The 24,032-nt window shown below is 55.1% G+C and carries 23 protein-coding genes and 1 tRNA gene; 15 read left to right on the top strand and 9 right to left on the bottom strand.

Annotated features, from left to right (window positions below; all coding sequences use genetic code 11):
• Nucleotides 1-53: 53 nt before the first annotated feature.
• Nucleotides 54-947 carry a LysR family transcriptional regulator gene (locus tag R0137_RS16445; RefSeq protein WP_407327501.1) on the bottom strand — a complete coding sequence of 298 codons (894 nt, stop codon included), beginning with the start codon at nt 945-947 and terminating at the stop codon, nt 54-56.
• A gap of 136 nt (nt 948-1,083) precedes the next feature.
• Here R0137_RS16445 and R0137_RS16440 point away from each other — a divergent pair, with 136 nt between their 5' ends.
• Complete coding sequence (locus R0137_RS16440; protein ID WP_407327500.1) at nt 1,084-2,082, top strand: NADP-dependent oxidoreductase; 999 nt, start codon at nt 1,084-1,086, stop codon at nt 2,080-2,082.
• Nucleotides 2,083-2,227: 145 nt separating this feature from the next.
• Complete coding sequence (locus tag R0137_RS16435) at nt 2,228-3,187, top strand: cytochrome b (protein ID WP_407327499.1); 960 nt, start codon at nt 2,228-2,230, stop codon at nt 3,185-3,187.
• A 489-nt stretch (nt 3,188-3,676) separates the two neighbouring features.
• On the opposite strand, the gene R0137_RS16430 is transcribed toward R0137_RS16435, so the two are convergent.
• Together R0137_RS16430 and R0137_RS16425 are read right to left on the bottom strand one after the other, a co-directional pair.
• Nucleotides 3,677-3,763 (bottom strand) — tRNA-Leu (locus R0137_RS16430).
• 85 nt (nt 3,764-3,848) lie between these two features.
• The gene (locus R0137_RS16425; protein ID WP_407327498.1) at nt 3,849-4,556 is read right to left on the bottom strand and encodes a hypothetical protein; all 708 of its coding nucleotides are present in this window, start codon (nt 4,554-4,556) and stop codon (nt 3,849-3,851) included.
• 417 nt (nt 4,557-4,973) lie between these two features.
• Here R0137_RS16425 and rnr point away from each other — a divergent pair, with 417 nt between their 5' ends.
• The 7 genes from rnr (at nt 4,974) to dnaB (ending at nt 12,233) form a co-directional block, all read left to right on the top strand.
• Nucleotides 4,974-7,526 carry a ribonuclease R gene (gene rnr / locus R0137_RS16420; protein WP_407327497.1) on the top strand — a complete coding sequence of 851 codons (2,553 nt, stop codon included), beginning with the start codon at nt 4,974-4,976 and terminating at the stop codon, nt 7,524-7,526.
• 2 nt (nt 7,527-7,528) lie between these two features.
• On the top strand, nt 7,529-8,302 hold the full coding sequence (gene rlmB, locus R0137_RS16415) for a 23S rRNA (guanosine(2251)-2'-O)-methyltransferase RlmB (protein ID WP_407327496.1): 774 nt from the start codon (nt 7,529-7,531) through the stop codon (nt 8,300-8,302).
• 105 nt (nt 8,303-8,407) lie between these two features.
• A complete protein-coding gene (gene rpsF, locus R0137_RS16410) occupies nt 8,408-8,851 on the top strand; it encodes a 30S ribosomal protein S6 (RefSeq protein WP_405272469.1) in 444 nt (147 codons plus the stop codon).
• 28 nt (nt 8,852-8,879) lie between these two features.
• Nucleotides 8,880-9,107 (top strand): 30S ribosomal protein S18, encoded by a 228-nt coding sequence (gene rpsR / locus R0137_RS16405; RefSeq protein ID WP_008292688.1) that lies wholly within the window; start codon nt 8,880-8,882, stop codon nt 9,105-9,107.
• Nucleotides 9,108-9,241: 134 nt separating this feature from the next.
• On the top strand, nt 9,242-10,174 hold the full coding sequence (locus tag R0137_RS16400; protein WP_407327495.1) for a hypothetical protein: 933 nt from the start codon (nt 9,242-9,244) through the stop codon (nt 10,172-10,174).
• A gap of 53 nt (nt 10,175-10,227) precedes the next feature.
• A complete protein-coding gene (gene rplI / locus R0137_RS16395; RefSeq protein ID WP_407327494.1) occupies nt 10,228-10,677 on the top strand; it encodes a 50S ribosomal protein L9 in 450 nt (149 codons plus the stop codon).
• Between the two features lie 143 nt (nt 10,678-10,820).
• The gene (dnaB, locus tag R0137_RS16390; RefSeq protein ID WP_405272463.1) at nt 10,821-12,233 is read left to right on the top strand and encodes a replicative DNA helicase; all 1,413 of its coding nucleotides are present in this window, start codon (nt 10,821-10,823) and stop codon (nt 12,231-12,233) included.
• A gap of 21 nt (nt 12,234-12,254) precedes the next feature.
• On the opposite strand, the gene R0137_RS16385 is transcribed toward dnaB, so the two are convergent.
• The 3 genes from R0137_RS16385 to R0137_RS16375 are packed head-to-tail and all read right to left on the bottom strand — an operon-like array spanning nt 12,255 to nt 14,628.
• Nucleotides 12,255-13,262 (bottom strand): polysaccharide deacetylase family protein, encoded by a 1,008-nt coding sequence (locus tag R0137_RS16385; RefSeq protein ID WP_407327493.1) that lies wholly within the window; start codon nt 13,260-13,262, stop codon nt 12,255-12,257.
• 9 nt (nt 13,263-13,271) lie between these two features.
• Complete coding sequence (locus R0137_RS16380; protein ID WP_407327492.1) at nt 13,272-13,940, bottom strand: replication protein P; 669 nt, start codon at nt 13,938-13,940, stop codon at nt 13,272-13,274.
• Nucleotides 13,852-14,628 carry a DnaT-like ssDNA-binding domain-containing protein gene (locus R0137_RS16375; protein WP_407327491.1) on the bottom strand — a complete coding sequence of 259 codons (777 nt, stop codon included), beginning with the start codon at nt 14,626-14,628 and terminating at the stop codon, nt 13,852-13,854. The genes R0137_RS16380 and R0137_RS16375 overlap by 89 nt, the downstream gene beginning before the upstream one ends.
• Before the next feature lie 93 nt (nt 14,629-14,721).
• Here R0137_RS16375 and radA point away from each other — a divergent pair, with 93 nt between their 5' ends.
• On the top strand, nt 14,722-16,095 hold the full coding sequence (radA, locus tag R0137_RS16370) for a DNA repair protein RadA (protein WP_407327490.1): 1,374 nt from the start codon (nt 14,722-14,724) through the stop codon (nt 16,093-16,095).
• Between the two features lie 4 nt (nt 16,096-16,099).
• Here the strand turns inward: radA and R0137_RS16365 are convergent, their stop codons facing one another.
• From R0137_RS16365 to ettA, 3 genes are all read right to left on the bottom strand, one after another.
• On the bottom strand, nt 16,100-16,969 hold the full coding sequence (locus R0137_RS16365) for a peptidyl-prolyl cis-trans isomerase (protein WP_407327489.1): 870 nt from the start codon (nt 16,967-16,969) through the stop codon (nt 16,100-16,102).
• On the bottom strand, nt 16,966-17,337 hold the full coding sequence (locus tag R0137_RS16360; protein WP_407327488.1) for a PilZ domain-containing protein: 372 nt from the start codon (nt 17,335-17,337) through the stop codon (nt 16,966-16,968). The genes R0137_RS16365 and R0137_RS16360 overlap by 4 nt, the downstream gene beginning before the upstream one ends.
• Nucleotides 17,338-17,410: 73 nt before the next feature.
• Nucleotides 17,411-19,075 carry an energy-dependent translational throttle protein EttA gene (gene ettA / locus R0137_RS16355; protein WP_407327487.1) on the bottom strand — a complete coding sequence of 555 codons (1,665 nt, stop codon included), beginning with the start codon at nt 19,073-19,075 and terminating at the stop codon, nt 17,411-17,413.
• A 126-nt stretch (nt 19,076-19,201) separates the two neighbouring features.
• On the opposite strand from ettA, the gene glyA reads away from it, so the two are divergent.
• The 5 genes from glyA to ribB are packed head-to-tail and all read left to right on the top strand — an operon-like array spanning nt 19,202 to nt 23,993.
• Nucleotides 19,202-20,497 carry a serine hydroxymethyltransferase gene (gene glyA / locus R0137_RS16350; protein WP_407327486.1) on the top strand — a complete coding sequence of 432 codons (1,296 nt, stop codon included), beginning with the start codon at nt 19,202-19,204 and terminating at the stop codon, nt 20,495-20,497.
• A gap of 53 nt (nt 20,498-20,550) precedes the next feature.
• Nucleotides 20,551-21,054, top strand: coding sequence for a transcriptional regulator NrdR (gene nrdR, locus R0137_RS16345; RefSeq protein ID WP_407327485.1), 504 nt, complete (start codon nt 20,551-20,553; stop codon nt 21,052-21,054).
• 15 nt (nt 21,055-21,069) lie between these two features.
• Nucleotides 21,070-22,179, top strand: coding sequence for a bifunctional diaminohydroxyphosphoribosylaminopyrimidine deaminase/5-amino-6-(5-phosphoribosylamino)uracil reductase RibD (gene ribD / locus R0137_RS16340; protein ID WP_407327484.1), 1,110 nt, complete (start codon nt 21,070-21,072; stop codon nt 22,177-22,179).
• Between the two features lie 27 nt (nt 22,180-22,206).
• Complete coding sequence (locus R0137_RS16335) at nt 22,207-22,872, top strand: riboflavin synthase (protein WP_407327483.1); 666 nt, start codon at nt 22,207-22,209, stop codon at nt 22,870-22,872.
• A complete protein-coding gene (gene ribB, locus R0137_RS16330; protein WP_407327482.1) occupies nt 22,869-23,993 on the top strand; it encodes a 3,4-dihydroxy-2-butanone-4-phosphate synthase in 1,125 nt (374 codons plus the stop codon). Before R0137_RS16335 ends, ribB begins: the two co-directional genes overlap by 4 nt.
• The last annotated feature ends 39 nt before the right edge of the window (nt 23,994-24,032 follow it).

The raw sequence follows: 24,032 nt of genomic DNA, 5'->3' as shown, positions 1-24,032 counted from the left end.
CGGGTAACAGTAGTGGCGACGGGCCTCTCATTCGTTTTGTGGGTGGACCCGTTTTAGAATCGCGCCACGAGAAAATCTACGGCGGCTTTCACCTTAGGCACAAGGTAGCGTTGTTTCTGATACAGCAGGTAGATCGCCAGTTCTGCATTTTGGCTGATGCGCAGCACTGGATCAAAATGTAGCTCGCACAGCTCTCCCTTGGCCAGATAGTCGGCCAGGGACCAGCGGGGCGCCATCATGATGCCCTGTCCAGCGACGGCCTGCTCTCCTAACCATTTACCATTGTTTGATACCGCCACAGCAGGTGCGGATACGTCATGCCATTCCCCGGCGAGTTCACATAGCCAAGGTGTTGGCCCGTTTGGCGTCCTATAAAACAACCCCTTATGTTGCCGTAGTTCAAAGACACCGTCTGGCGTGCCCATGGTCTCTAGATAGGCTGGGGAGGCCACAGGAATAAACTCATTGTCCATTAAACGGATAGCCTGCACTCGCTCATTGGGCGCATAGCCGCCGCGTATCGCGATATCTACATCGTCCCTGCCCAAGGTAGAGAGCTCGTCACTGAGACTCACATCCAAAATGATGTCGGGGTAGAGGATTTTAAATTCCCCAAGTAATGGCAGCAGTGATCGTTCTCCAAAACCAACCATGGAACTGATCCGGAGCTGCCCCATGGGCTTGGCCTGATAGCTGCGTACAGCCTCGTCACTTTGCTCTAACTGCAGGAGGATGTCCTGAATCTGCTCAAAGTAGATTTGGCCGATTTCGGTGACCTTTACAACACGCGTACTACGCTTGAGTAAGTTGGCGCCGAGGCTTTTCTCGAGATCGGCTACACGGCGAGACAGTGAGGAAGGCGGTACGGAGTAAGCCTCGGCTGCACGGGTAAAGCTGCCGGTTTCTACGACCTTGCAGAAATAGCGCAGTGCTCTTAGCTGATCCATGGCGGGGCTCGCAGTATGAGTTGAATTTTATTGTTGTCTTAAAGACAACAAAGTTGCGCTAATTGGGCTATATAACACGGAATTACATGAAGTAATAATGCCTTTATCAACGCAAGAGCATTAACAGGAGATCACCATGAGTACCTATACCCGCATTAACTTAGTAGCCCGTCCTGCCCCCGGAGCGATTACGCCGGATCTGTTTGATGTCGTTAGCTCAGACATTCCGTCGCCAGGGCCCGGCGAAATTCTCATCAAGCAGACGCACATGTCCTTGGATCCCGCGATGATTGGTTGGATGAGCCCCGATCCGGAGAGTTATATTCCGCCGGTTGGCCTGGGCGAGGTCATGCGAGCTTCTGGCGTAGGTACGGTGGTGGAGAGCAATCACGCTGATTTTGCCGTTGGCGATGCGGTCCGCGGTATGACCGGATGGACTGAGTACTTAGTCAGCAACGGTGAAGGTTTTAACAAGCTTCCCCCTGGCCTTGATCCCGAAACGGTACTGGCGGTATTCGCCCTCCCCGGAATGACGGCCACGCAGGGTCTGTACGGCTTTGGCGACCCCAAGTCCGGGGAGACTATTGTCGTTAGCGGCGCCGCCGGGTCCGTCGGTTCAATCGTGGGTCAGTTAGCAAAAGCGGATGGTCTTCGAGTCATCGGTGTGGCTGGCGACGATGAGAAGTGTCAGTGGATCTGTGATGAGCTCGGCTTTGACGGCGCGATTAACTACAAGTCTGACGACATCGCTGCAAAACTGGCTCAGCTGACACCCGATGGTGTGGATATTTATTTCGAAAACACCGGTGGCGCAATTCAACACCATGTGTTCCATCGTATGAATGCTCACGGACGCATTGTTGTGTGCGGGATGATTGCCGATTATGGAAGTGCTGATCCTGCAGCCGGGCCAAACTGGATACCGCTTATCAAGAAGCGTATTACGGTACGCGGCTTCGCGATGCCTGATCATTTTGGTGACGCACCGGCTCTGCTGGAAAAACTTACTCCTTATGTTTTGGGCGGCAAAGTTAAATTCCGCACGCACACACTGGAAGGTTTGGAGTCGGCCATAGAGGGCCTGAATCTTTTCTTCACGGGTGGTAACCGCGGTAAGTTGATCGTCAAGCTGTAACTGTACATAGACACCGCCGACTGTTTTTGAGCTGCGTTTAAACGGCGTATCGTCAGAACTAGCGCAAGCCTTAAACGCAGTCGGCGTTTGCTGGTGTTTTGTCTTAGTTTATAACTCTGGCGTACAGGCGCCGAAAGGAAGTGATATGGGTGTGTTGCAGCGGGTTCTTCTTGCGCTAGTGAGTCTTGCTATTTGCCAAAGCGCAGCGGCCGTCGAGGCGCTGCAGATTAGCGAACGTCAACCGGGGAATAGTGAAAGCTGGGTAGCGCTGAGTATTGTTTTAGCGTCTGGATTGACAGCCTGGTTTTTGAATCACAATGCACCAAGGGTCCGGGTTTTTGGCAGTATTTTGGCTGCCTTCGGTTGCTTGTCTATAGCGGCCTGGTTCTTATTGTATGTTCTGGGCACAGGTTTTTTGGAAAACCCAAAGCCCAATCAAACGCCCCTTGATTCTGCAAAACCCGTATTACTCTGGATTCAGGCTATCATCTCGCTGCTTGCTGGGGTCGCGTTGCTCAGTGTCGCTTTCAAGCAAAGCAAAGCTACCGACAACTTGGCGCTCGGTGCCGCAAATGAAGCAGATCGCTATGGTCGAGTGTCTCGTGTTCTTCATTGGACCACCGCGCTGCTCTTCCTGGCGCTCATTCCCATGGGTATCTTCGCGTCGATTATCCCCGAAGGCACGGCCTATCGCCTTGAGTACTATGTGGTGCACAAGACTATTGGCGTTATTGTTTTGGCACTTGTTGTGTTCCGATTGTTTTGGAATCGAAAGTCGCCGCGACCCGCTTTAGATGCTTCGCTTAGCGCAAGGGAGCGAAAGCTTGCCCACGCTGCGCACATCAGTCTTTACGCAATGATGATCCTGATTCCAGTATCGGGTTTTGTCATGACTAGTTTTCATGGTGCACCCACATTCTTCTTTGCATGGGAACTCGAGCCGCTATGGGGCTTCAGTAAGACGGGTACCATCGTGTGGGGGATGATGCACAAATACTTATTGCCGTATCTTCTGTACATTGTTTTGGGGGCCCATATTTTGGGTGCCTTAAAGCACCAGCTCATTGATAAGCACAAGAGCGCGTTTAAGCGCATGGTGTCCTGAGGCGGTTTGAAACGGCGCCATCAGCGAAGCCCGCTGCAAAGGGAATGATCACGGAACTCATGCAAGACGTGCTTTTAAAACACTCGCCGTGATGCCGCTTTTGGCTGCTATTTCTCAGTCGATCTACGCAGCGCTGTATCTTGGCGTCCTAGATTTTGACCGGCATTTTCTGTGGGATCTCTAGGGACTGCTCTTTGTGCTGATGGATGCCCCTGCGGTTTCGCCTTAGTTATTGCCAAAGGTTAGACCCAGGGTTTTTATGCGATCGCATTAGTTACGATGCTTGGCTTACAAGGTTTTTGCCGTTGCCGTTGCCGTTGCCGTTGCCGTTAGCCGATCGCTCTGGCGTATAAGCTACGTTGCTCTTGTCATTTTGCTGGCTCGGTCTGCGCCCGTAGCTCCGGGCTCATACGTCAGGATAAGACTTCGCGCCATGAACGCAGGCGAGTAGTCCGTATATCGAGTTAGATACTTCTAGAATTTACAAAGTGGTGCCCAGGAGAGGACTTGAACCTCCACGCCCTTGCGAGCACTAGCACCTGAAGCTAGCGTGTCTACCAATTTCACCACCTGGGCATCAACGAGGCAGCGCTCATTGAGGGCGCGAAGATTACGTAGCGCCCTCGGTTTTGTCAATCACGAGCTGATCTGGGTCGGAGAGTTAAGCGGCGCGTCCTCTGGCTGCTTTAACGTGTCGCCGAGCAATGATAGTTAGTGCAAAGCTCATCAGTAGCAGAAGCGGCCAGGCCATTACGGGCACCGTTTTTACGTCTGTTGGTGTTTGCGCCCCGAAGATGTTCATAAACAACCTGATGTCGGTGCCGGCGATAAATGGTGCCCCACCGGATTCCGCGAGAAGTGGTTCGCGGCCTGGTCCGACGGTGCTTCCTATCAATTGGTAGCTTTGGCTATCGTTTCCGGCAACGCCAAAAAAGTAGTCGCCCGGGGGCAATACCGACGTGGCGAGGCTAAACTCATCCCGATTTGTATTGGCTCCAGTCAGGGTGATGTCAGAGGTCGAGGCTCTGGTGTCTAATGTCGCTGGCCCTGATTCAAGGAAAGCATAGGGTGGACTCGGCTCGTGAATGAAGTAGGCAAATGCAGAGGTCGAGGTCAAGGTTTGGTTGCTGCGTTGCACGACTCGTGTAATTGACGTCGGCTGATTCAGCGTGATCGGTGTCATTATGATTTGACGGCCGGGTAGAATTTGTTGATTAAAGGAGCCGGTCACATCTGAGCCCACTGATGAGCTAATGTTGTCTTTTACATTGATCGGTACCGTTGTCTGAGCGAACGTCGAGCCGCAAGAGGTAAGTAGCCAAAAGAACGTTAGGCGCAGGGGCGTTGCAATTGCTTTCGAGCTTTTCATTGTCTTTGGATTACCTGTGTATTGGTGCCAGTGTATAGGTGGGCGTAACGCGCAGCGCGAGAGCTAGCGAGGCGGTGCGGCAGTGTAACTGATATTCTCCAAGTCCTTCCGAAGATTCTTGTAGATAGCCCTCCTGTCCTCGAACAGCCACATGAAAGTGTTATTCGACCGTGTTCAAAAGGCCTTGCGCGCAATGCAGTTTCAAGGGCTTGGCTTCGCGATTCCCCAAGGGTTCCGGGTCACAATTGCCGACCAGCACATGAAGCTAGCGCGTTATTCAGTTTTACCATCTGCATAGATGCCTCGTATCAGTGCCGGATCGTGCGCGAAACTCACGGCTGTTCCCCAGTGTTATCGATCATCACGTATACTGACCTTATCTGCGATTTTCGATCTCGCACTCTCACCGGAAAACCTATGTCAAAGCAGCGCAAGCCGCAAAAGCCGCAAAAACAACGACAGCCACGCAGCAAATCTTCAGACCCCCATGCTCACCGTGAGGCAGAGCGTTACGATCATCCCATTGCGTCTCGAGAAGCCATCATGGAGCTGCTTCGGGGCGCTGATGGCCCTCTAACGAATGACCGTATAGCGCAGGATCTTGCGTTGTCTGACGATCGTGATTTGGAGGCCTTGCGTCGGCGCCTGCGTGCCATGCAGCGGGATGGGCAATTGCATATAGACCGTAGGGGTGCCTATGGTCTGGTTGAAGCTCTAAATTTGTTGCGCTGTCGTGTCCAGGGGCATCGGGATGGCTATGGCTTTGCACAGCCCGAAAACGGCGAGGAAGACCTGTATCTGAGTGCGCGGCATATGCGCAGCTTGTTTGATGGCGACACCGTGCTTGTTGCTGTTACCGGTGTTGATTCTCGCGGACGCTCCGAAGGTAAGGTCGTCGAAGTGCTGGAGCGGGGTGTTAGCCGGGTTGTCGGACGCTATCAGGAAGAAAGCGGTATAGGGGTCGTGCTACCCGATAACGCGCGCATCCATCAGGAGATTCTCATTCCTCCGAAACTCAAGGGTGACGCGCAAAATGGACAGATTGTCACCGCTGAAATAACGCACTACCCAGAGAACCGTTTAGGTGCAAAGGGCAAGATCGTTGAGGTCCTTGGTGAGCATTTGGATCCGGGGCTCGAGATTGACATTGCTATACGTTCCCACGCGATTCCCTACGAGTGGCCGGACGCGGTGCTGGACGAAGCGGCCGCGCTGAGTGAAGAGCCCGAAGAGGAAGATAAGAAACACCGAATAGATCTGCGTAATAAGCCTTTTGTCACCATTGATGGTGAAGATGCGCGAGATTTTGATGACGCTGTCTACTGTGAAAAACGCCGTTTAGGCGGCTGGCGCCTTTGGGTCGCTATCGCTGATGTCTCTCACTATGTGGGTGTGACGAGTGCCCTGGACAAAGAGGCCATTGAGCGCGGTAATTCTGTGTATTTTCCGGAGCGAGTGGTGCCCATGCTTCCGGAAGTCTTGTCCAACGGTTTGTGTTCTCTAAAGCCGCAAGTCGATCGTCTTGCCTTGGCTGTCGAAATGGAGATTACCAGCACTGGGGAGCTCAAGCAGTTTCGTTTTTGCGAGGCAGTCATTCACTCCCATGCCAGACTCACTTATACCCAGGTGGCTGAGGTTTTGGATACGGGTTCCAGCAGCGCGGTGCCCGATAAGTTAGTGCGCCACCTCGAGCAACTGCACTCACTTTACAAAGTTTTGAGACAGGCTCGAGAAGAACGTGGAGCCATTGATTTTGAGACCGTCGAAACCCGCATCATTTTTAATGATGAGCGAAAAATCGATGCCATTGTCCCTGTGCAGCGTAATGACGCGCACAAGCTGATTGAGGAGTGCATGCTCTGCGCTAACGTTGCAGCCGCACGCTTCTTCGAACGCCATGAGCTTCCCGTACTCTATCGTGTACACGAAGGACCGGGTGAGCAGAAGCTGGAAAACCTTCGCGCGTTTCTGGGTGAGCTGGGGTTGGGTTTGCGCGGAGGTTTGAAACCTACGCCTGAGGATTATCAGTTGCTCATTGAGCAAATCGCTACGCGCGACGATGCGAGCATTGTCCAAACCATGCTTCTCCGTTCTTTGAGCCAAGCGGTTTATCAAGCAGAAAATCTTGGGCACTTCGGTCTTAACTATCCCGGCTATGCGCACTTCACATCGCCCATTCGCCGATATCCTGACTTATTGGTGCACCGCGCGATACGCAGTGTCATACGCTCGAAAGAGCGCAGTAAGCTGGTACAGCGCGTACGGGGAGCGTCGGAGCTAAAGAAGGCGCAGATTTACCCCTATGACGACGCGGTGATGGCCGCCTTTGGTACGCGATGCTCTCTCACTGAGCGGAGGGCCGACGAAGCCACGCGAGAAGTACAGTCTTGGCTTAAGTGTGAGTATCTTCGCGAGCACGTGGGTACCGAGTTTGACGGCGTGGTTAGCGCGGTCACTAACTTTGGCCTGTTTGTAGAGTTAAACGACCTTTATATAGAAGGACTTGTGCACGTCACGTCGCTTCCCGGTGACTACTACCGATTTGATGCGGCGCAGCAGCGACTGGTTGGTGAACGAACGGGACGCAGTTTTCAGTTGGGCGCAGCGATCAAGGTGTTGGTGGCTGCGGTCAATTTAGATGAGCGCAAGATTGATCTGGAGCCTGTCGCTCTCCCGGAGTCTCGAAAACGCAAAGGTTCTGGTTCCGGTAAAGGTGGTGGCGGTTCAACAAAATCATCGTCTAAGGCTGGCCAAGGTGTTGGTGCACGCGCAAAAGGAAAGCTGCCAGTAAAGTCCGGAGCGAAGTCGGGTGGGCGCAATCGTGGTAGTGGTGGCAGCGGGAGTGCGTCTAAGCAGGCCCCCAGTACTAAACGTGCAAAGAATGGCAAAGGGCTGGCAAAGGTTGGCGCTAAGGGCGGTGCTGCGTCCGGCGCTAAGAGTGGCCCCAAGCGGAAGCCCAAAGGTAGATAGCGGTGGCGACTGAATATACTTTTGGCCTCCACGCGGTAGAAGAGCTCCTGCGGAGGAAGCCTAAATCCGTAAGCCGCCTGTGGCTGCAAAAGGGCCGAGATGATGGCCGTATGCAGGCACTGCTCGTTCTCGCGTCTAACGCGGATGTACCGATTAGTCGTCTCCCAAGGGCTAAGCTCGATGAGCTGGTTTCCGGGCGGCATCAGGGCGTAGTCGCAGAACTCGGTGAGAATACGGCGGGGCAGAGCGACCTTAGATGGAGCGAGGCTCAGCTTCAGCAGGCCCTGTCGGATAATCCGCAAGCGCTGGTGCTTGTGCTGGATGGCGTTACCGACCCTCATAATTTGGGCGCCTGCCTGAGGAGTGCCGACGCCGCGGGTGTCACCGCTGTTGTGGTGCCCAAGGACAATGCCGCGGATATCACTGCCGTCGTTCGGAAGGTAGCCTGCGGCGCGACAGAGACGGTGCCCTTGGTACGTGTGACTAACCTTGCGCGAAGCCTGGATACCTTAAAGGCCGCCGGAGTTTGGATCTATGGGACCGCCGGTGAGGCCGGACAGAGTCTGTATGCGACGCAGTTCAGCGGTCCCATTGCACTGGTGATGGGCGCCGAAGGTGCGGGTATGCGACGCCTTACCCGGGAGCGTTGTGACTTCTTGATTAGTCTTCCGATGGCGGGCGCTGTGAGCAGTCTTAACGTCTCCGTGGCGACCGGGGTTTCTCTGTTCGAAATACGTCGCCAAAGACTGCTTGCAGACGGCGTTGGAGGGCTGTAGACTCCGCGCCTCAAAATTTGGACGGTCAACCTTGGCCGTTTCTCCTTGTCCTACGGCCTGACGATGTACTCAAGCCGATGACTAAAACCCGTAAGGAGCTCGTTGATGCGACACTACGAAATCGTGTTCATGGTGCATCCGGACCAGTCTGAACAGGTCCCCGGCATGATTGAACGCTACACCAATACCATTACCAAAGATGGCGGTTCTGTACACCGCTTGGAAGACTGGGGCCGTCGACAGTTGGCTTTCCCGATCTCCAAAGTTCACAAAGCTCACTACATTCTTATGAATGTCGAGGCTTCCAACGAAGCCATGGACGAGCTGACTACGACTTTCCGATATAACGACGCCGTTATCCGCAACCTCGTGATTCGTCGCGATGAGCCGGTTTTGGATGAGTCGCCGATCATGAAGGCGGAGAAAGAGAGCCGCGAGCGCAAGTCCCGCTATGAGGACCGTCAGGGTAGCGAGAAGCCTCGTCGTGAGAACGACAGTGCTTCTGACGACACCACCGAAGAAGCACCAGCTGCAGAAGCTGAGGCTTAAGGCGCGAATCTAAAAGGAGTAGTAACAGATGGCACGTTTTTTCCGTCGTCGTAAGTTTTGTCGTTTCACTGCTGAAGGCGTTAAAGAGATCGATTACAAGGATCTCGATACGCTTAAGGCTTACATTTCTGAGACTGGCAAAATTGTTCCAAGCCGTATTACAGGCACTAAGGCCAAGTACCAGCGTCAGCTTTCTACAGCGGTTAAGCGCGCTCGTTTCCTTGCTCTTCTGCCTTACACCGACGGCCACCGTTGATTACCTGGGACATCGAGAACGAGTTTCCCGATGTCTCGTAGTTGACGTTGGCTAACGTGTAGTTAGTAAAGCCAGCCCGGACAAGTTCGGTCATTGAGTAGCTAAGCGGTATGCAAGGACTTGCGCGATTTGCAATGAGTGGACGCTATCGTGCGTTATTGCTCGCGGTCGCAAGCTCTGGAAGTTTGTTGTTTGCCTGGATAGGGGCCGGCGTGGTGGCTTTGGTTACCTTGCGTAAAGGTAGCCAGGAAGGTTTGTGGTTGGTGCTTTGGGCATCTTTACCGGCGCTTTTGGTAACACGAGTATCCGGCGATAGCAGCGCCTTGGCGATGTTGCTGGGTACTGCGGTGCTCGCTTTGGTTTTGCGGGCATCTGTGAGCTTGGCACTTACTGCGGTTGCTAGTGCGGCCGTTGCCGTGGTGACAGGCTTGGGTTTGCTGGCGTTTGGGCAGCCCATGCTGGCCGAGCTTGCGTCGCTGTTTGCGCAATTTTTCACTGCGCTGGAGGCACAAACGCTCGAAGCCGGGGGGCAACCACTGGGCTTACAGCCGCCGACCCTAGGTCAGCTAGCAGGCATGATGGGTGCGGCAAATGGCGCTCTGAGTTTTTTGTGCCTGGCCTTGGCTCGCTATTGGCAGGCTTCCTTGTACAACCCGGGAGGCTTTGGCAGCGAATTTAGAGAGGTGCAGCTGCCCAAGGCTCTGGTTTGGGGATTAGCCGCGGCCGCAGGCGGTTTGGCGGTGACAGATTTGGCTTTTCGCAGTTGGGGGGCGGCGTTGTTGCTTCCCTTGACCATTACGGGGTTTTCGCTGCTGCATGCGAGAGCACGTTTTAAGGGTCAGAGCAGTTTTTGGATGGGCGGCATTTATGCCGCATGGCTGGTGTTTGACGCAGCCAAACTGGGGCTTGTCGGTCTCGTGCTGGCAGACACCGTGATGAATTTTCGCGATCGATGGCAGACCGCGACGCCTGTTGTCTCAGTTCGAGACGAGGCGCCGAGGAGCAACGACGCTGAGGAAGAGCAGGACGTTTCCGATGACAATGATTCGGACGACCCAAAAGATTAATTCGCACTACTGAGATAGCAGTGCTCAAGAGCACTGATACAGAGGACCAAATCATGGAAATTATTTTGCTGGAAAATATCGGCAACCTCGGCGGCCTGGGTGACAAAGTCACTGTGAAGGCGGGTTATGGCCGAAACTTTCTGATTCCCCAGGGCAAAGCCGTGCCCGCAACTGAGGCAAATGTTGCCGAGTTCGAAGCTCGTCGCGCGGATCTCGAGCGTGCTGCAGCTGAGGCACTTACAGCAGCTCAGGGCCGTGCAGAGGCTCTAGCGGCATTGGACGTGCTGACTATCGAAGCCAACGCTGGTGAAGAAGGTAAGCTGTTTGGTTCTATCGGTACACGCGACATTGCTGAGGTTGTGACCGCAGCTGGCTGTGACGTTGATAAATCCGAAGTACGACTGCCAGAGGGTGCCCTACGCGAAGTCGGCGAATACAGCATTGCTATTCAGGTACACCCCGATGTTATGACGGATGTATCTGTAGCCGTAGTTCCCGAGTAAGCCTGTTTCGAAGAGCAGTACTTTGATCGTGGCTTTTTCGCAGCACGATCTTAGGTAAAAGGCGCGGCTTTCCAGCCGCGCTTGCTTTTTCCCTCTCGTAATTTGGGCTACTCTGGACAGCCCTGTGCCGGCAAGGCCCGCTGATGGCAGAAGTTAGTCCACAACGAACCCAGTCCAACCGTCCCTACGATGGTGACGTTGCCCGCATCAAGCTCCAACCTCAATCTATCGAAGCTGAGCAGTCGGTTATCGGTGGACTCATGATCTCCCAGGATGCCTGGGATAGCGTTGCTGAAATGGTGAGCCCCGAGGACTTCTATCGTCCCGATCACCGATTAATTTTTCGCCAGATTCGTCACCTCGCTGAGGCTGCAGAACCCGTTGATGTGGTTACCCTCGCGGATCAGTTGCAGCTGAGTGGCGAATTAGACGCTGCGGGTGGCCATGCCTACCTCTCAGAGCTCGCAGAAAACACGCCTAGTGCCTCAAATATCCGCGCTTACGCGCAGGTGGTCCGTGAGCGTTCAGCGCTACGGCGCTTGATTGAAGCTGCTCAGGAGATTGCCGACAGCGGTTTTACCCCGCAGGGACGCAGCTCTTCGGAACTTATCGATGAAGCCGAGCGCCTCATCATGCAGATTGGAGAGCAGGGCCCTAAAGCGGGCGGGCCCCAGGAAGTGGGAGCGCTGCTCACCGAGACCGTGCAGCGCATTGAAGAACTATGCAATAGCGGTGGCGACATTACGGGTTTGACCACCGGGTATATCGATCTCGATAAGTATACCTCGGGTCTACAGAAGTCCGATTTGGTGATTGTGGCGGGACGGCCCTCTATGGGGAAGACGGCCTTTGCTATGAATCTTGTAGAGAACGCTATTTTGGCTCAGTCAGATCCAGTGCTGGTGTTCTCTATGGAGATGCCAGCCGAAGCACTGATGATGCGTTTGCTGTCGTCTATCGGTCGCATCGATCAAACACTTGTGCGCACCGGTCGTTTGGATCAAGCCGGCTGGGAGAGCCTCTCTCACGCAGTAGGGAAGCTAAAGAACACCGGCCTACTGATAGATGACACCCCCGCTTTAACCCCTACAGAGGTCCGCAGTCGAGCTCGACGGGTGAAGCGTGAGCACGGCAACATCGCCATGATCATGATCGATTACATGCAGCTTATGCAGGTCGCGGGCGCGTCCGAGGGCCGCACGGCGGAGATTTCAGAAATTTCACGAAGTCTCAAAGCGATTGCGAAAGAGTTTCGCTGTCCTGTTGTGGCACTTTCGCAGCTTAACCGTTCCTTGGAGCAACGGCCCAATAAGCGCCCAGTGAACTCAGACCTGCGAGAGTCCGGTGCCATCGAGCAGGACGCCGATGTGATTATGTTTATCTACAGAGACGAGGTTTATAACCCTGATTCTGCAGATAAAGGTACGGCAGAAATCATCATTGGTAAGCAGCGTAACGGTCCCATCGGTACCTGTCGCCTGGCATTTTTTGGTGAATACACGCGTTTTGAAAATCTTGCCCGAGGCGCCTCGAGCGGATACTCCGACGAATACTGAGTCGTCTTAGTCAATCTATCTTCACTGATCCATTTTTGCCTGCGTGCGAACGTAGCGTGCCGCTTCCTCGTGGGTGGCGAACCAAACATTACCCTTCGCTTTGATGTGTTTGATCAATCCCTCCAGCGCCACGATACGTGATCGGTGGCCGCTAACATGGGGGTGAAGAGTAAGTAAGAAGAGCGTGCCTTCTTCCCAGGCCTTATCAAACTCATCAATCCACACCTGCATAATGTCTCGGGGGTTCATATAGCGGTTACCCAAGGGGTTCATCAGGGGGGCATCGTCGAGAATCCAGTCTACGGGCAGTTCGACCAGATCCGTAGGCTTTCCGTCTTGCACAAGTTCATAGGGGCGGTCGTCATGCATGAGTGAGCTTTCGTAGAGAAAGCCCATCTCGCGAACAATACTTAACGTGGCCGGGCTGTGGTTCCAAGACGGCGCACGGTAGCCTACGGGCCGCTTACCACTAATGTCTTCGATCGTGTCCATTGCTTGTGCCAGGAGCCTAGCTTCCGTCGCGGCATCGAGACTCGTGTTTCGCTCGTGAATCCAGCCGTGTACGGCAATCTCGTGGTGGCCTGACTCGTTGATCAGGGTCGCTTGCTCGGGTGCGATCTTCAGGCTCCAGGCGGGGAAGAAAAACGTCGAGGGAATGGCTTCGTCATCTACAAGCTTCACAATGCGCGGCAGCGCCACGCGATGACCATACTGCCCTTGAGATAGAGGCCCGATGCTGACTTCCCCCGTGCGAAGCCCCATGACTGTTTCGTTATCTACATCAAAGGACAGGAGTACTGCTACTCGAGCCTCTCCGGGCCAAGCCGCGGGTGTTAAGTCCCTGCCGGCGCGCACGTGATTCACAGCATCAAAAACGGTCTTGTCCGACCAGTTCCACGGAGCGGAGGGGTCTTCTGTCGCCACGTTTGACTGTGCGTTGGCGGCCGACGCTGGGAGGCTCGAAAGGCAGGCTAGGGCTACAGGTGCCAGCGATTTCTTGAGTAGGGTGGTTGCGTGGTTTAGTCGCATAAACGGCCTCTATAAATCATTGTCGACTCTCAAGCGTTGTATCTGCTCGAGGGCTGCATCCCCTTGCAAAGCTTTGGACTGCAAATGGTTTTTGGCGGGTTCGGGCACGTTCGGAACTTCATCACCCCTAAGCAGCGTGGCACAGCGTGATTGATAGCAGCGCCTGAATAGCGGCCAGCTGTGTGTTTCGGCGCTAGTAGCTAGCTGTTGCCAGCCACAGTCACGCCCCGCCCAATAAACCGCAGGGTGCGACCAGTGCTTCGCTTCTGGTGGTGAGCCGGCATTACAGGCCTCGAGATAGGCTGAACGCGGATCGGGGAGTCCTAGTGCGGGGAGGCTCTCTTCGCAACATTTGTGCATGCGATTGAGCGTTGGTAGGTACTCACTATTTTCAATGGCGAGCTTCGCGCCCTGAAGAATCTGAGCCGGGGGCACGTCCTTTAGAGAGTCCAGCCATAGCTTCTTGATCTGACGGAGCTGCTCCGCCTCGCTGAAAGCAGCGTAGTACTGGTTGTGGTAGTTCAGTCGAAAAAGCGCAAAGACCTGATTGATCGCCTCGACAAGAGCTGGATCCGGTTTTTGCCGTGAGTCACTCTGCCCAGGAGGTATCGGTGAGGTCGCTTTCGAGGCTGCTATCTCGCGTTCGACGCGCTGCGCCAGTTCCCCGCTGTCCTGCATTGTCTACCCCCGTTGATTCCTGTTGCTGTCGAGCCCATTGGAATTGTACATGCTGTTTAAAGCGATTTTGCCAGGCGTGTCCCGCGCTACCGCGCTCACGCCAATACAGCGTAAAGTCTTCAGTCTGTTGCAGAGCAAATCCTCTGGGTACCCCATGAAAACGCTCCAGCAGTTCGAGCATATCTTCACTCGGCTGAAAATCCGGTGGCAAGGGTTCCCCGGTGCGCTTTGAGGGCCGCGGCGTGGTGGCCCCGGGAGTTACAGCTTTGCTGTTGACGTTTGTGGTGGTTGATTTTCTTACGGGCATTGGCGCTGGTGCGCTTTCAACCGCTGGCTGTGACACCTTGGGAGCTTGAGTCGTCACAGCAGGTTCTCTGATCGGCGCTTCGTTGATTGCCAGCAACAGTGAGTCTTGCGCGGCGGTCTTACGATCTATGCTCAGTAGGCCCAAAGATTCCAGAGAATCACAGATACTCTGAAGCTCTTCGGGATTCCAAAACGGTAGCAGTTGAAGTAGGTAGGCTCTACTTACGTGTAGCCAGGCCAGTCCGTCACGACGAGTTGAGGGTTGATGTAGGTATAGGCCTTTGATTTGTTGTAGCAAAACCGCCTCAGCCAATCCCACAGCCGCCGCAAGCTCGGCGGAAAACACCAGTTGGGAGTCGGGAATGAGAGGACGAGGGGCCATGCACACTTCTGCTTAAATATAGCGGCCGCACAGCATACCCAGCTTGCGTCATTAGTTGTAGCATCGCGGCTGAGTTTTCACATGGAAATCTAGATGGCCAAGGCAAAAACCGCTTTTGTGTGCAGCGACTGCGGTTCGGACTATCACAAGTGGCAGGGCCAGTGCAGCGATTGCGGGGCCTGGAACACGCTAAGCGAGATACGTTTGGGTAGTGCTAAAAGTACAGGACGGTCTTCTGCGGGCCGAAGTCAGGGATTTGCTGGGGAACTCGCGCCAGCGCGTGTGCTCAGTGAGATTGATGTATCTGAAGTGCAGCGCATTCCCACGGGGATGACGGAGTTCGACCGCGTCTTGGGTGGCGGCCTTGTGCCAGGTTCAGCGATTCTGTTGGGAGGCAATCCTGGCGCGGGGAAGAGCACGCTACTTCTGCAGGCTTGCTGCGGCCTGGCCAGTCAAATGCCCGCGCTGTATGTCACAGGAGAGGAAAGCCCTCAGCAGATCGCGATGCGTGCGCAGCGCCTCTCTCTCCCCCTAGATCAACTAAAACTCATGGCGGAAACCAATGTCGAAGCTATTCTGACGGCTTTGGACGCCCATCAGCCCAAGCTGTTGGTGGTTGACTCTATTCAGGTTGTGTACAGCGAAGAGCTGAGCTCCGCTCCGGGGAGCGTATCTCAGGTGCGCGACTGCGCAGCCACGCTGACCCGTGCCGCGAAACAGCGGGGCATCGTTTTGTTGCTGGTAGGCCATGTGACCAAGGATGGGAGCCTTGCCGGTCCCAAAGTACTTGAGCACATGATTGATTGCTCGGTGCTGCTCGAGAGCTCTGATGATCAGCGATTTCGAACTTTACGAGGCCAGAAAAATCGTTTCGGTGCGGTGAATGAGCTGGGTATTTTTGCTATGACCGAACAGGGGCTACGCGAGGTACGAAATCCCTCAGCGATTTTTCTGGAGCGCGGTGAGAAGCAGTCTTCCGGCAGCGTTGTCATGGTGGTCTGGGAGGGCACTAGACCCTTGCTGGTGGAGATACAGGCGCTGGTGGACGATAGCCCCTTGGGTAATCCCCGTCGTCTGGCCGTAGGCTTGGAGCAGAACCGTCTGGCTATGCTCTTAGCTATTCTGCATCGCCACGGTGGCCTTCAGGTGGGTGATCAGGATGTATTTGCCAACGTTGTCGGAGGCGTCCGTGTCCTTGAGACGAGCGTTGATTTAGCGTTGCTCCTGGCCATTGTGTCGAGTTTCAGAGATCGGCCGCTACCTCGAGACCTGGTGGTGTTTGGAGAAGTCGGTCTAGCGGGAGAGATTCGGCCCGTCCCGTCGGGGCAGGAGCGGCTGTCCGAAGCGGCTAAACACGGCTTTGCTCGAGCGATTGTGCCTCGGGGTAACGCACCCAAGACATCTCCGCCAGGTATGCAGGTGCACGCCGTAGCGACTCTAGCGGAAGCCTTGGCTCTGGACTTGTAAAATACTAGCTTTCTGAAACTGCGGCGGGTGTTTGAACGTCAATGCTGTAGCGCTCGAGTAGGCTAGCGTAGAGGGAGTTACGGGCTTTCTCCATGTGCTCTGCGCGCCAGTCGCGAAGCACCGCCGCCTTCACTTCGTCGAGCTCGGGCACAGTTTGCGACTCTGCTGACTCCAAAAACACCAGATGGAATCCGTAGGCAGAAGGAACAGGCCCAGACCAGCGTCCTTGCGGTAGGTTTTCTAAACTATCGGTAAAAGCTTGTCCGAAGCGGTTGCCCAGTTCGGTTTCCCGACTGTCTTCAAAACGCTGTGGTATAGCCAGGGCGTCGCCCAGCGACCCATCTAGCTGCGGGTCATCCACGTCGATTTCAGCCAATACTGAAGCGGCATCGGCTTGGGCGTCGTCACGACGATCGCTGCTAAAAAACCGCTGGCGCAGACTGTATCTGGCATCCTGCCGGTAGTCTTCACCGTTGGAGGCATACCAACTCTGGAGTTCGTCTTCCGTCGGTTCTATCGATGCGGCGAACTGGTCCATGAAAGACTCATACTTTTGCCGAAGTCGCCGGCGCACCACCTGATCGTTTGCTGCCAGCCCAAGGGTAAGTGCCTCGCGATTAGCTATCTCTTCGCGGATCCAGTCATCCAGCAAACCTTTGAGCTCTTCAGCGCTAGGAGGGCGTCGCCAGACGCGGGTGTAGGCGGCGACCAGTTGCTCCTGCTGAGCCACGCTAACAGTAATCTCGTCGGTAGTTGTGGAAGCGTCGTTAAGAAGGACAAAGCCTATAAAAAGTGCCAGGCCGATAAGGGCAAAGTGAAACAGGGGGTCTCTTAAAATGCCTTTGCTGGGAGACGAGGGACTGCGGTCTGTCATTCTTGTCGATCCAGCTTTTCGATATCTGCTTCTAAGGCCACGGGATCCGAAACATGCTCAGACAGTAAAGAGCGCAGCGGTTCAACATTGTTGCGATCGACGTGCTGTACTGCAAAGCCAAGCCTTTGTGCCTCGACATGCTGCAGGTAAGCATGCAGTTCCAGTGCTCCGTAGCGCCCTGCGTCGATGATAAGTGTGAAGGGTTCGTTATATTGTGCATCCCAAACATCGGGCTGGTCGGTGGAAATGCCCGCTACTGAAATGTCGATCAGTCGCTGATGCCAGACGCTGCCGCCCTGATGAATCTCTACCGGGAGATCAATTTTTGCGCGGGAAAACTGTCGGCGCTCTCCGGGGAATTCACTCATTCTCTACTCCCTGCTACTGAATACAGAGCGCATTGAAGCACAGCCACCCGCGAGAGCAAAAGCCTAGCAGACCCTATTTTAGTTTCCGGTAGCGAAGGCGCTGGGGTTGATCTGCGGCAGCGCCGATGCGCTGTCGCCGGTCCTCTTCATAATCACTGTAATTGCCTTCATGGAATACAACACCGCCGTCGTCCTCGTAGGCGAGGATGTGTGTCGCGACTCGGTCCAGAAACCAGCGGTCGTGCGAAATCACCATTACTGAGCCGGGGAACGCAAGTATCGCTTCCTCTAGCGCTCGGAGGGTCTCAACATCAAGATCATTGGTGGGCTCGTCCAGGAGCAGTACGTTAGCCCCCTGCTTTAGAAGCTTAGCGAGATGCAGCCGGTTACGCTCGCCACCCGACAAGTCTTTGACGAACTTTTGCTGGTCGGAGCCCTTAAAATTAAAGCGGCCCACATAGGAGCGGGAGTTAACCTCGTAGCCACCGATATTCATGATATCTAGGCCATCAGAGATCTCTTCCCACACGGTTTTGTCTCCCGCGAGGTCATCTCGGGACTGATCTACATAAGCGAGCTTGACGGTTTCGCCCAGCTCGATAGTCCCGGAGTCCGGCTGCTCTTCACCGTTGATGAGTCGGAACAACGTCGACTTGCCCATGCCATTGGCACCGATTATCCCAACGATGCTGCCCTTTGGTACAGAGAGAGTCAGGTCTTCGAAGAGGAGGCGGTCATCGTAGGTCTTGCAAAGATTCTGCACCTCGATGACCTTATCCCCCAGACGCGGTCCCGGTGGTATGTAGATTTCATTCGTTTCGTTGCGACTTTGAAACTCCTGCGACTGTAGATCCTCAAAGCGTGCCAGACGCGCTTTACTCTTGGCCTGCCGTCCTTTTGGATTGCTGCGCACCCACTCCAGTTCAGCCTTGATCGCTTTTTGATGGGAGGCTTCCTGTCGTTGTTCCTGTGCGAGTCGTTGCTCCTTTGCGTCCAACCAGTCTGAATAATTCCCTTCATAGGGAATGCCGCGGCCTCTATCTAACTCTAGGATCCATCCTGCAGCATTGTCCAAAAAGTAACGATCGTGAGTAATCGCGACCACGGTTCCGGGAAAGTCCTCCAGAAAACGTTCTAGCCAGCCGACACTTTCGGCATCGAGATGGTTTGTGGGTTCGTCCAAAAGCAACATATCCGGGCCCGAAAGCAACAAGCGGCAAAGCGCGACGCGTCGACGCTCACCGCCCGATAGAGTTGCGACATCCGCATCCCAAGGTGGGAGGCGCAGAGCGTCCGCAGCAACTTCCAGACGGTGGTCAATGTTGTGTGCATCCGTGGCCTGAATAACATCCTCTAAACGTGCTTGCTCTTTTGCAAGGGCGTCAAAGTCCGCATCGGGCTCGGCGTAGTCTGCGTAAACTTTCTCGAGTCCAGCGAGAGCATCCAGAGCAACGCTCAGTCCCTCTTCTACGTTGCCCCGCACGTCCTTCGCGGGATCGAGCTGCGGCTCTTGAGGCAGATAGCCAATATTCAGATCAGGCTGGGGACGCGCTTCGCCAAGGATGTCCGTGTCCAGGCCGGCCATGATTTTGAGGAGCGTCGACTTGCCCGAGCCATTCAAACCCAAAACGCCGATCTTGGCCCCGGGAAAGAACGACAGAGAAATGTTCTCAAGGATGGTTTTTTTGGGTGGGACGACTTTGCCCACTCGGTTCATGCTGTAGACGTACTGTGCCATGTGTAGATCTGATTCCTCTGGTTTGAGGCGCGGATTCTAGCAAATGCACAGTCGAGATAGGCCAGATGCCGGCTTTCGGTTAAAATCTCTCCTTTCCCACTTTTGCGCGCATCAGGAGAGATCGCCATGTTTGACGATGCCATGTCTATTGAGGGCTTCGACGATGCCCTATTTTCCGCCATTTGCGACGAAGAATGTCGTCAGGAAGAGCATATTGAGCTCATAGCCTCAGAAAACTATGCCAGTCCACGGGTGCTTCAGGCGCAGGGATCAGTGCTCACTAATAAATATGCCGAGGGGTATCCCGGTAAGCGCTACTACGGCGGCTGTGAGTACGTAGACAAAGCAGAAGAGCTCGCGGTAGAGCGTGCGAAGGTTCTGTTTGGTGCGGATTACGCGAATGTGCAGCCTCATTCGGGTTCTCAGGCTAATTCCGCAGTGTTTCAGGCGCTGGTCAAGCCGGGCGATACGATCTTGGGTATGAGTTTGGCTGACGGTGGACACCTCACCCACGGTGCCAAGCCCAACTTTTCGGGTAAGCACTACAACGCGATCCAGTACGGTTTGGACAACCACACGGGCGAGATAGATTACGATCAGCTCGACGCACTGGCCCGAGAACACAAGCCAGCAATGATAATCGGCGGTTTCTCTGCGTACAGCCGCGTGGTGGACTGGTCGCGTTATCGCGCTATTGCCGACGAGGTGGGTGCTTATCTTCTGGTCGACATGGCACACGTCGCGGGTCTGGTGGCAGCGGGGGTTTACCCCAATCCGGTACCCTTCGCCGATGTGGTTACTTCAACCACCCATAAAACGCTTCGTGGTCCCCGCGGCGGCATTATTTTGGCGAAAGCGAACGAAGAGCTGGAGAAAAAGTTCCAGTCGGCGGTTTTCCCCGGAGGGCAGGGCGGTCCGTTGATGCACGTTATCGCGGCGAAAGCTGTGAGTTTTCTCGAGGCTCAGCAGCCTGAGTTTGTGGCTTATCAGGAGCAAGTTGTTACCAATGCCCGCGCCATGGCCGCGACGTTCATGGAACGCGGTATCAACATTGTGTCTGGTGGTACAGACAACCACCTTATGCTCGTCGACCTTATCGGCAAGCCTTACACAGGCAAAGATGCCGATGCAGCATTGGGCGCCGCAAATATTACTGTGAATAAAAACGCGGTTCCTAACGACCCCCGCTCACCTTTCATTACCTCCGGACTGCGGGTGGGGACACCAGCGATTACCACTAGAGGCTTTGGTGAAGCGGAAACCCGCGAGCTGACTAACTGGATGTGTGACGTGCTCGAGGCGCTTGAAACAGGTGACGCGGATGCGACTATCACCGCCGTGAAGACAAAGGTTCTTGCGATCTGTGCGCGTTTTCCGGTCTACGGAGAGCGTCCGGCGGCTGGTTCGGCGGTTGCCGCTTGAGTCTTGGCCTGTTGAGCCGGGCATGAATTACTCAGTCATAGGCGGAACCGCGAATGCATTGTCCCTTTTGCTCGGCTGACGACACCAAGGTCATCGATTCCCGTTTGGTGACCGACGGCGCTCAAGTCCGCCGCCGCCGCGAGTGTTTGTCCTGTAAGGAGCGTTTCACCACCTACGAGGCGGCTGAACTGGTCATGCCTCGCGTGATCAAGCAAAACGGCAGTCGAGAGCCCTTCAATGAAGACAAGCTGCGTGCCGGATTCCTACGCGCCCTGGAAAAGCGACCAGTCTCCGTGGAGTTGATCGAGGCCGAAATTAGTCATATCAAGCAAAAACTTCGCGCTACTGGCGAACGCGAGGTGAACTCGCGGGTGTTTGGCGAGTTGGTGATGGATAGTCTCAAGGAACTCGATAAAGTGGCCTATGTACGCTTTGCATCGGTTTATCGAAGCTTTGAAGACATTGCCGAATTCCAGGCTGCTATCGAGCGCCTGCAGGCCGAGCCGGAATCCCGAGCGATCCCCCCTGTAAGCCCCCTTGCTGACAACGACGCCTAAGGCGTCGCTTGCTCGATGTTTTCTGCAATCGATCATCAGTTTATGGCCCGCGCTCTGCGTTTGGCCGGACGTGGGAAGTACTGGGCGCGGCCTAACCCTCACGTCGGCTGCGTGCTCGTGCGAGACTCGATCGTAGTCGGGGAGGGCTTCACTCAGCCTGCGGGCGGTGATCATGCCGAAGTCGTGGCATTAAAGGCCGCCGGTGACGCCGCACGCGGAAGCACCGCCTATGTCACCCTGGAGCCTTGCGCTCATACGGGCCGAACTCCTCCTTGTTCACTGGCTCTGATAACTGCTGGCGTCGCGCGTGTGGTTGTTGGACTGCGCGATCCTAACCCCAAGGTAGATGGTGGCGGCATTCGGCAATTGCTGAGCGAGGGTATTGAGGTGGAAGCGGGCCTTATGGCCGCTAACGTTGAGTCGCAGTTAGCGGGTTTTCTGGCGAGGCAGCGCAGGGGCAGGCCGAGGCTTCGTATGAAGCTGGCAATGTCTTTAGATGGGCGCACAGCTATGGCTTCGGGCGAGAGCCAGTGGATCACGGGGCCCCAAGCGCGACAGGATGTGCAGAAGCTGCGCGCAGAAAGCTGCGCTGTCGTCACCGGGATAGGTACGGTTCTGGCAGACGATTGTGCTTTGACGGTTCGAGATGAATCCTTTGGGCACGAGCGTTTGCCGCCGCCAATGCGGCGCGCATTGCGAGTTGTCGCTGATAGCCATCTACGTACACCCGCCGACGCCGCGGTATTGCAAGGCGATCAGCCCAGTCTGCTGCTTCATTCGAGGGAAGCTCACTCCAATTTGCCACCGGGGATTGATCACACGGCGCTGCCTAGGGCGGGGCGGGGCTTGGCTCCCGCAGACATCGTTGGTGAACTTTCCGCGAGGGAATGTAACGAGATTCTGTTAGAATCTGGCCCCACTTTAGCGGGTGCGATGCTCCAAAGTGGCCTGGTCGATCAACTGATCGTCTATATGGCACCCGTGCTTCTTGGTAGTCACGCGCGTCCCTTACTGGACTTGCCCCTCGACCGAATGGCTGAGGCCCTGAGGCTACGACTGATCGATCGTAGGCAAATAGGGGACGATCATCGTTTTATCTTCGCTCCACAGCAATCCGAGAGTTAAGAGTCAGTACAGCAGTTAGGAAATCGAATGTTTACGGGAATTATTCAGGCAGTGGGGACGGTCGCGGCGCAGCAGCCTAGCGGTGGTGATCTTCGTATGCGGATTCACACGGGAAAGCTGGCTCTCGATGATGTCGGTATCGGCGATAGCATCGCAACCAACGGTGTATGTCTGACAGTCACCGAGTTGCCCGGAGATGGTTTTTGGGCCGATGTCTCACGAGAGACCTTGAATCTGACTACCTTGGGAGATTTGTCTCAGGGTTCTTCGGTGAATCTAGAGAAATCGCTGACTCCCGAAAGCCGTCTCGGCGGCCACATCGTGAGTGGTCACGTGGACGGATTGGGAGAGATCGTCAGCATGGAGGAAGATGCGCGATCGTGGCGGGTTGTGGTTCGTGCCCCGGATGATCTGGCGAAGTACATTGCGCACAAAGGCAGCATCTGCATCGACGGAACGAGTCTCACGGTAAACGCCGTCGACGGTGCCAATTTCGATCTCAACATCATTCCCCAGACCATGACTGAAACAGTTTTTGAACACTATTGCCCAGGCAGTCGAGTGAACCTTGAGGTCGATGTGATAGCCCGTTACCTGGAGCGATTGCTGCAGGGCAAAGAGGCGGCGAACCCCAATGGCGGGATTGATTATCAAACCCTGGCTGACAATGGTTACTTGGATAAAGGCGCATGACTGAGCTGAATATCAATAGCGTCGGAGAGTTACTCGACGACCTCCGCCACGGTCGCATGGTGGTGATCCTCGATGAACGTGATGAGCGAAGTAACGAGGGTGTCGTTATGGTGGCTGCAGAGCATTGCAGTGCCGAGCAAGTGACGTTTATGGCACGAAAAGCGCGAGGACTTGTGTGTCTTGCCTTAACCCAAGAGCGCTGCGAGCAATTAGACTTGCCGCCCATGGTGGCGGGCAATAACAGTGAAACTTCGCGTTTCACGCTGTCCATTGAGGCGGCGAAAGGCATTGATACCGGGATATCCGCCGCGGACAGAGCCCATACGGTGCAAGTGGCCGTGGCGCCCCAGGCGGTACCTGGCGATATTGTGCAACCGGGGCATATCTTTCCCTTGGCGGCGGAGCCCGGCGGTGTGCTGACGCGCGCAGGCTATACAGAAACTGCCGTTGATTACATGCGTATTGCCGGTCTTACGCCGGCGGCAGTTATAGCCGATGTGCTCGATGATAAGGGAGAGCTTGCCGACGGCCCTGCCCTCATTGAGTTTGCGAGCAACCATAATTTGAAGGTTGGGACGGTGGCTGATTTGATTCACTATCGAATCGCCAACGAGCAGACGATCGAGCGAGTACGCGAGGGTCAGATAGACACGCTTCATGGTGCCTTCCAAATGACGAGCTATCGCGATCGGACCCATGGTGGTCTGCATATCGCGCTTAGCCTCGGAGCCATCAATGCGTCTGAATCTACGCTGGTGCGCGTACACGCGAGCTCAACGCTGCGAGATTTGCTGGGTAGCGACATCCAAGGGCAGGTCGGTTGGAGTGTACAGCGGAGCTTGGAAGCGATCGCAAAAGCTGGCTCCGGTGTTCTTGTGCTTTTGAGCCGAAGCGAGACTGATGAACAGCTGCTGCACAGTATCGATCTTGCGCTGGGTAAGATTGAACCTCGTGATCCCAAGGCGGGTGACAGCTATAACACCGTGGGTGTGGGTTCCCAGATACTCCGCGAACTCGGAGTAGGTAAGATTCGCCTGATGGGTGCGCCGATCAAGTACAATGCCATTTCAGGCTTTGGCCTTGAGGTCATTGACTATCTTGAGCCGCCAGCGGCTGACTAGGATTCAAAAACTGGTAAGAAAGGCCGGGTGTCCGCGATT

The sequence above is a fragment of the Congregibacter brevis genome (assembly GCF_045689245.1).
GTDB classification, from domain to species: domain Bacteria; phylum Pseudomonadota; class Gammaproteobacteria; order Pseudomonadales; family Halieaceae; genus Congregibacter; species Congregibacter brevis.
Note: the sequence above shows the minus strand (reverse complement) of the source record. Positions and strands in the feature narration are given on the sequence as shown.

Coding starts and splice junctions, on each gene's coding strand:
- R0137_RS16445 (WP_407327501.1), bottom strand. CDS start 947: ATGGATCAGCTAAGAGCACTGCGCTATTTCTGCAAGGTCGTAGAAACC.
- R0137_RS16440 (WP_407327500.1), top strand. CDS start 1,084: ATGAGTACCTATACCCGCATTAACTTAGTAGCCCGTCCTGCCCCCGGA.
- R0137_RS16435 (WP_407327499.1), top strand. CDS start 2,228: ATGGGTGTGTTGCAGCGGGTTCTTCTTGCGCTAGTGAGTCTTGCTATT.
- R0137_RS16425 (WP_407327498.1), bottom strand. CDS start 4,556: ATGAAAAGCTCGAAAGCAATTGCAACGCCCCTGCGCCTAACGTTCTTT.
- rnr (WP_407327497.1), top strand. CDS start 4,974: ATGTCAAAGCAGCGCAAGCCGCAAAAGCCGCAAAAACAACGACAGCCA.
- rpsF (WP_405272469.1), top strand. CDS start 8,408: ATGCGACACTACGAAATCGTGTTCATGGTGCATCCGGACCAGTCTGAA.
- rpsR (WP_008292688.1), top strand. CDS start 8,880: ATGGCACGTTTTTTCCGTCGTCGTAAGTTTTGTCGTTTCACTGCTGAA.
- R0137_RS16400 (WP_407327495.1), top strand. CDS start 9,242: ATGAGTGGACGCTATCGTGCGTTATTGCTCGCGGTCGCAAGCTCTGGA.
- rplI (WP_407327494.1), top strand. CDS start 10,228: ATGGAAATTATTTTGCTGGAAAATATCGGCAACCTCGGCGGCCTGGGT.
- dnaB (WP_405272463.1), top strand. CDS start 10,821: ATGGCAGAAGTTAGTCCACAACGAACCCAGTCCAACCGTCCCTACGAT.
- R0137_RS16385 (WP_407327493.1), bottom strand. CDS start 13,262: ATGCGACTAAACCACGCAACCACCCTACTCAAGAAATCGCTGGCACCT.
- R0137_RS16380 (WP_407327492.1), bottom strand. CDS start 13,940: ATGCAGGACAGCGGGGAACTGGCGCAGCGCGTCGAACGCGAGATAGCA.
- R0137_RS16375 (WP_407327491.1), bottom strand. CDS start 14,628: ATGGCCCCTCGTCCTCTCATTCCCGACTCCCAACTGGTGTTTTCCGCC.
- radA (WP_407327490.1), top strand. CDS start 14,722: ATGGCCAAGGCAAAAACCGCTTTTGTGTGCAGCGACTGCGGTTCGGAC.
- R0137_RS16365 (WP_407327489.1), bottom strand. CDS start 16,969: ATGACAGACCGCAGTCCCTCGTCTCCCAGCAAAGGCATTTTAAGAGAC.
- R0137_RS16360 (WP_407327488.1), bottom strand. CDS start 17,337: ATGAGTGAATTCCCCGGAGAGCGCCGACAGTTTTCCCGCGCAAAAATT.
- ettA (WP_407327487.1), bottom strand. CDS start 19,075: ATGGCACAGTACGTCTACAGCATGAACCGAGTGGGCAAAGTCGTCCCA.
- glyA (WP_407327486.1), top strand. CDS start 19,202: ATGTTTGACGATGCCATGTCTATTGAGGGCTTCGACGATGCCCTATTT.
- nrdR (WP_407327485.1), top strand. CDS start 20,551: ATGCATTGTCCCTTTTGCTCGGCTGACGACACCAAGGTCATCGATTCC.
- ribD (WP_407327484.1), top strand. CDS start 21,070: ATGTTTTCTGCAATCGATCATCAGTTTATGGCCCGCGCTCTGCGTTTG.
- R0137_RS16335 (WP_407327483.1), top strand. CDS start 22,207: ATGTTTACGGGAATTATTCAGGCAGTGGGGACGGTCGCGGCGCAGCAG.
- ribB (WP_407327482.1), top strand. CDS start 22,869: ATGACTGAGCTGAATATCAATAGCGTCGGAGAGTTACTCGACGACCTC.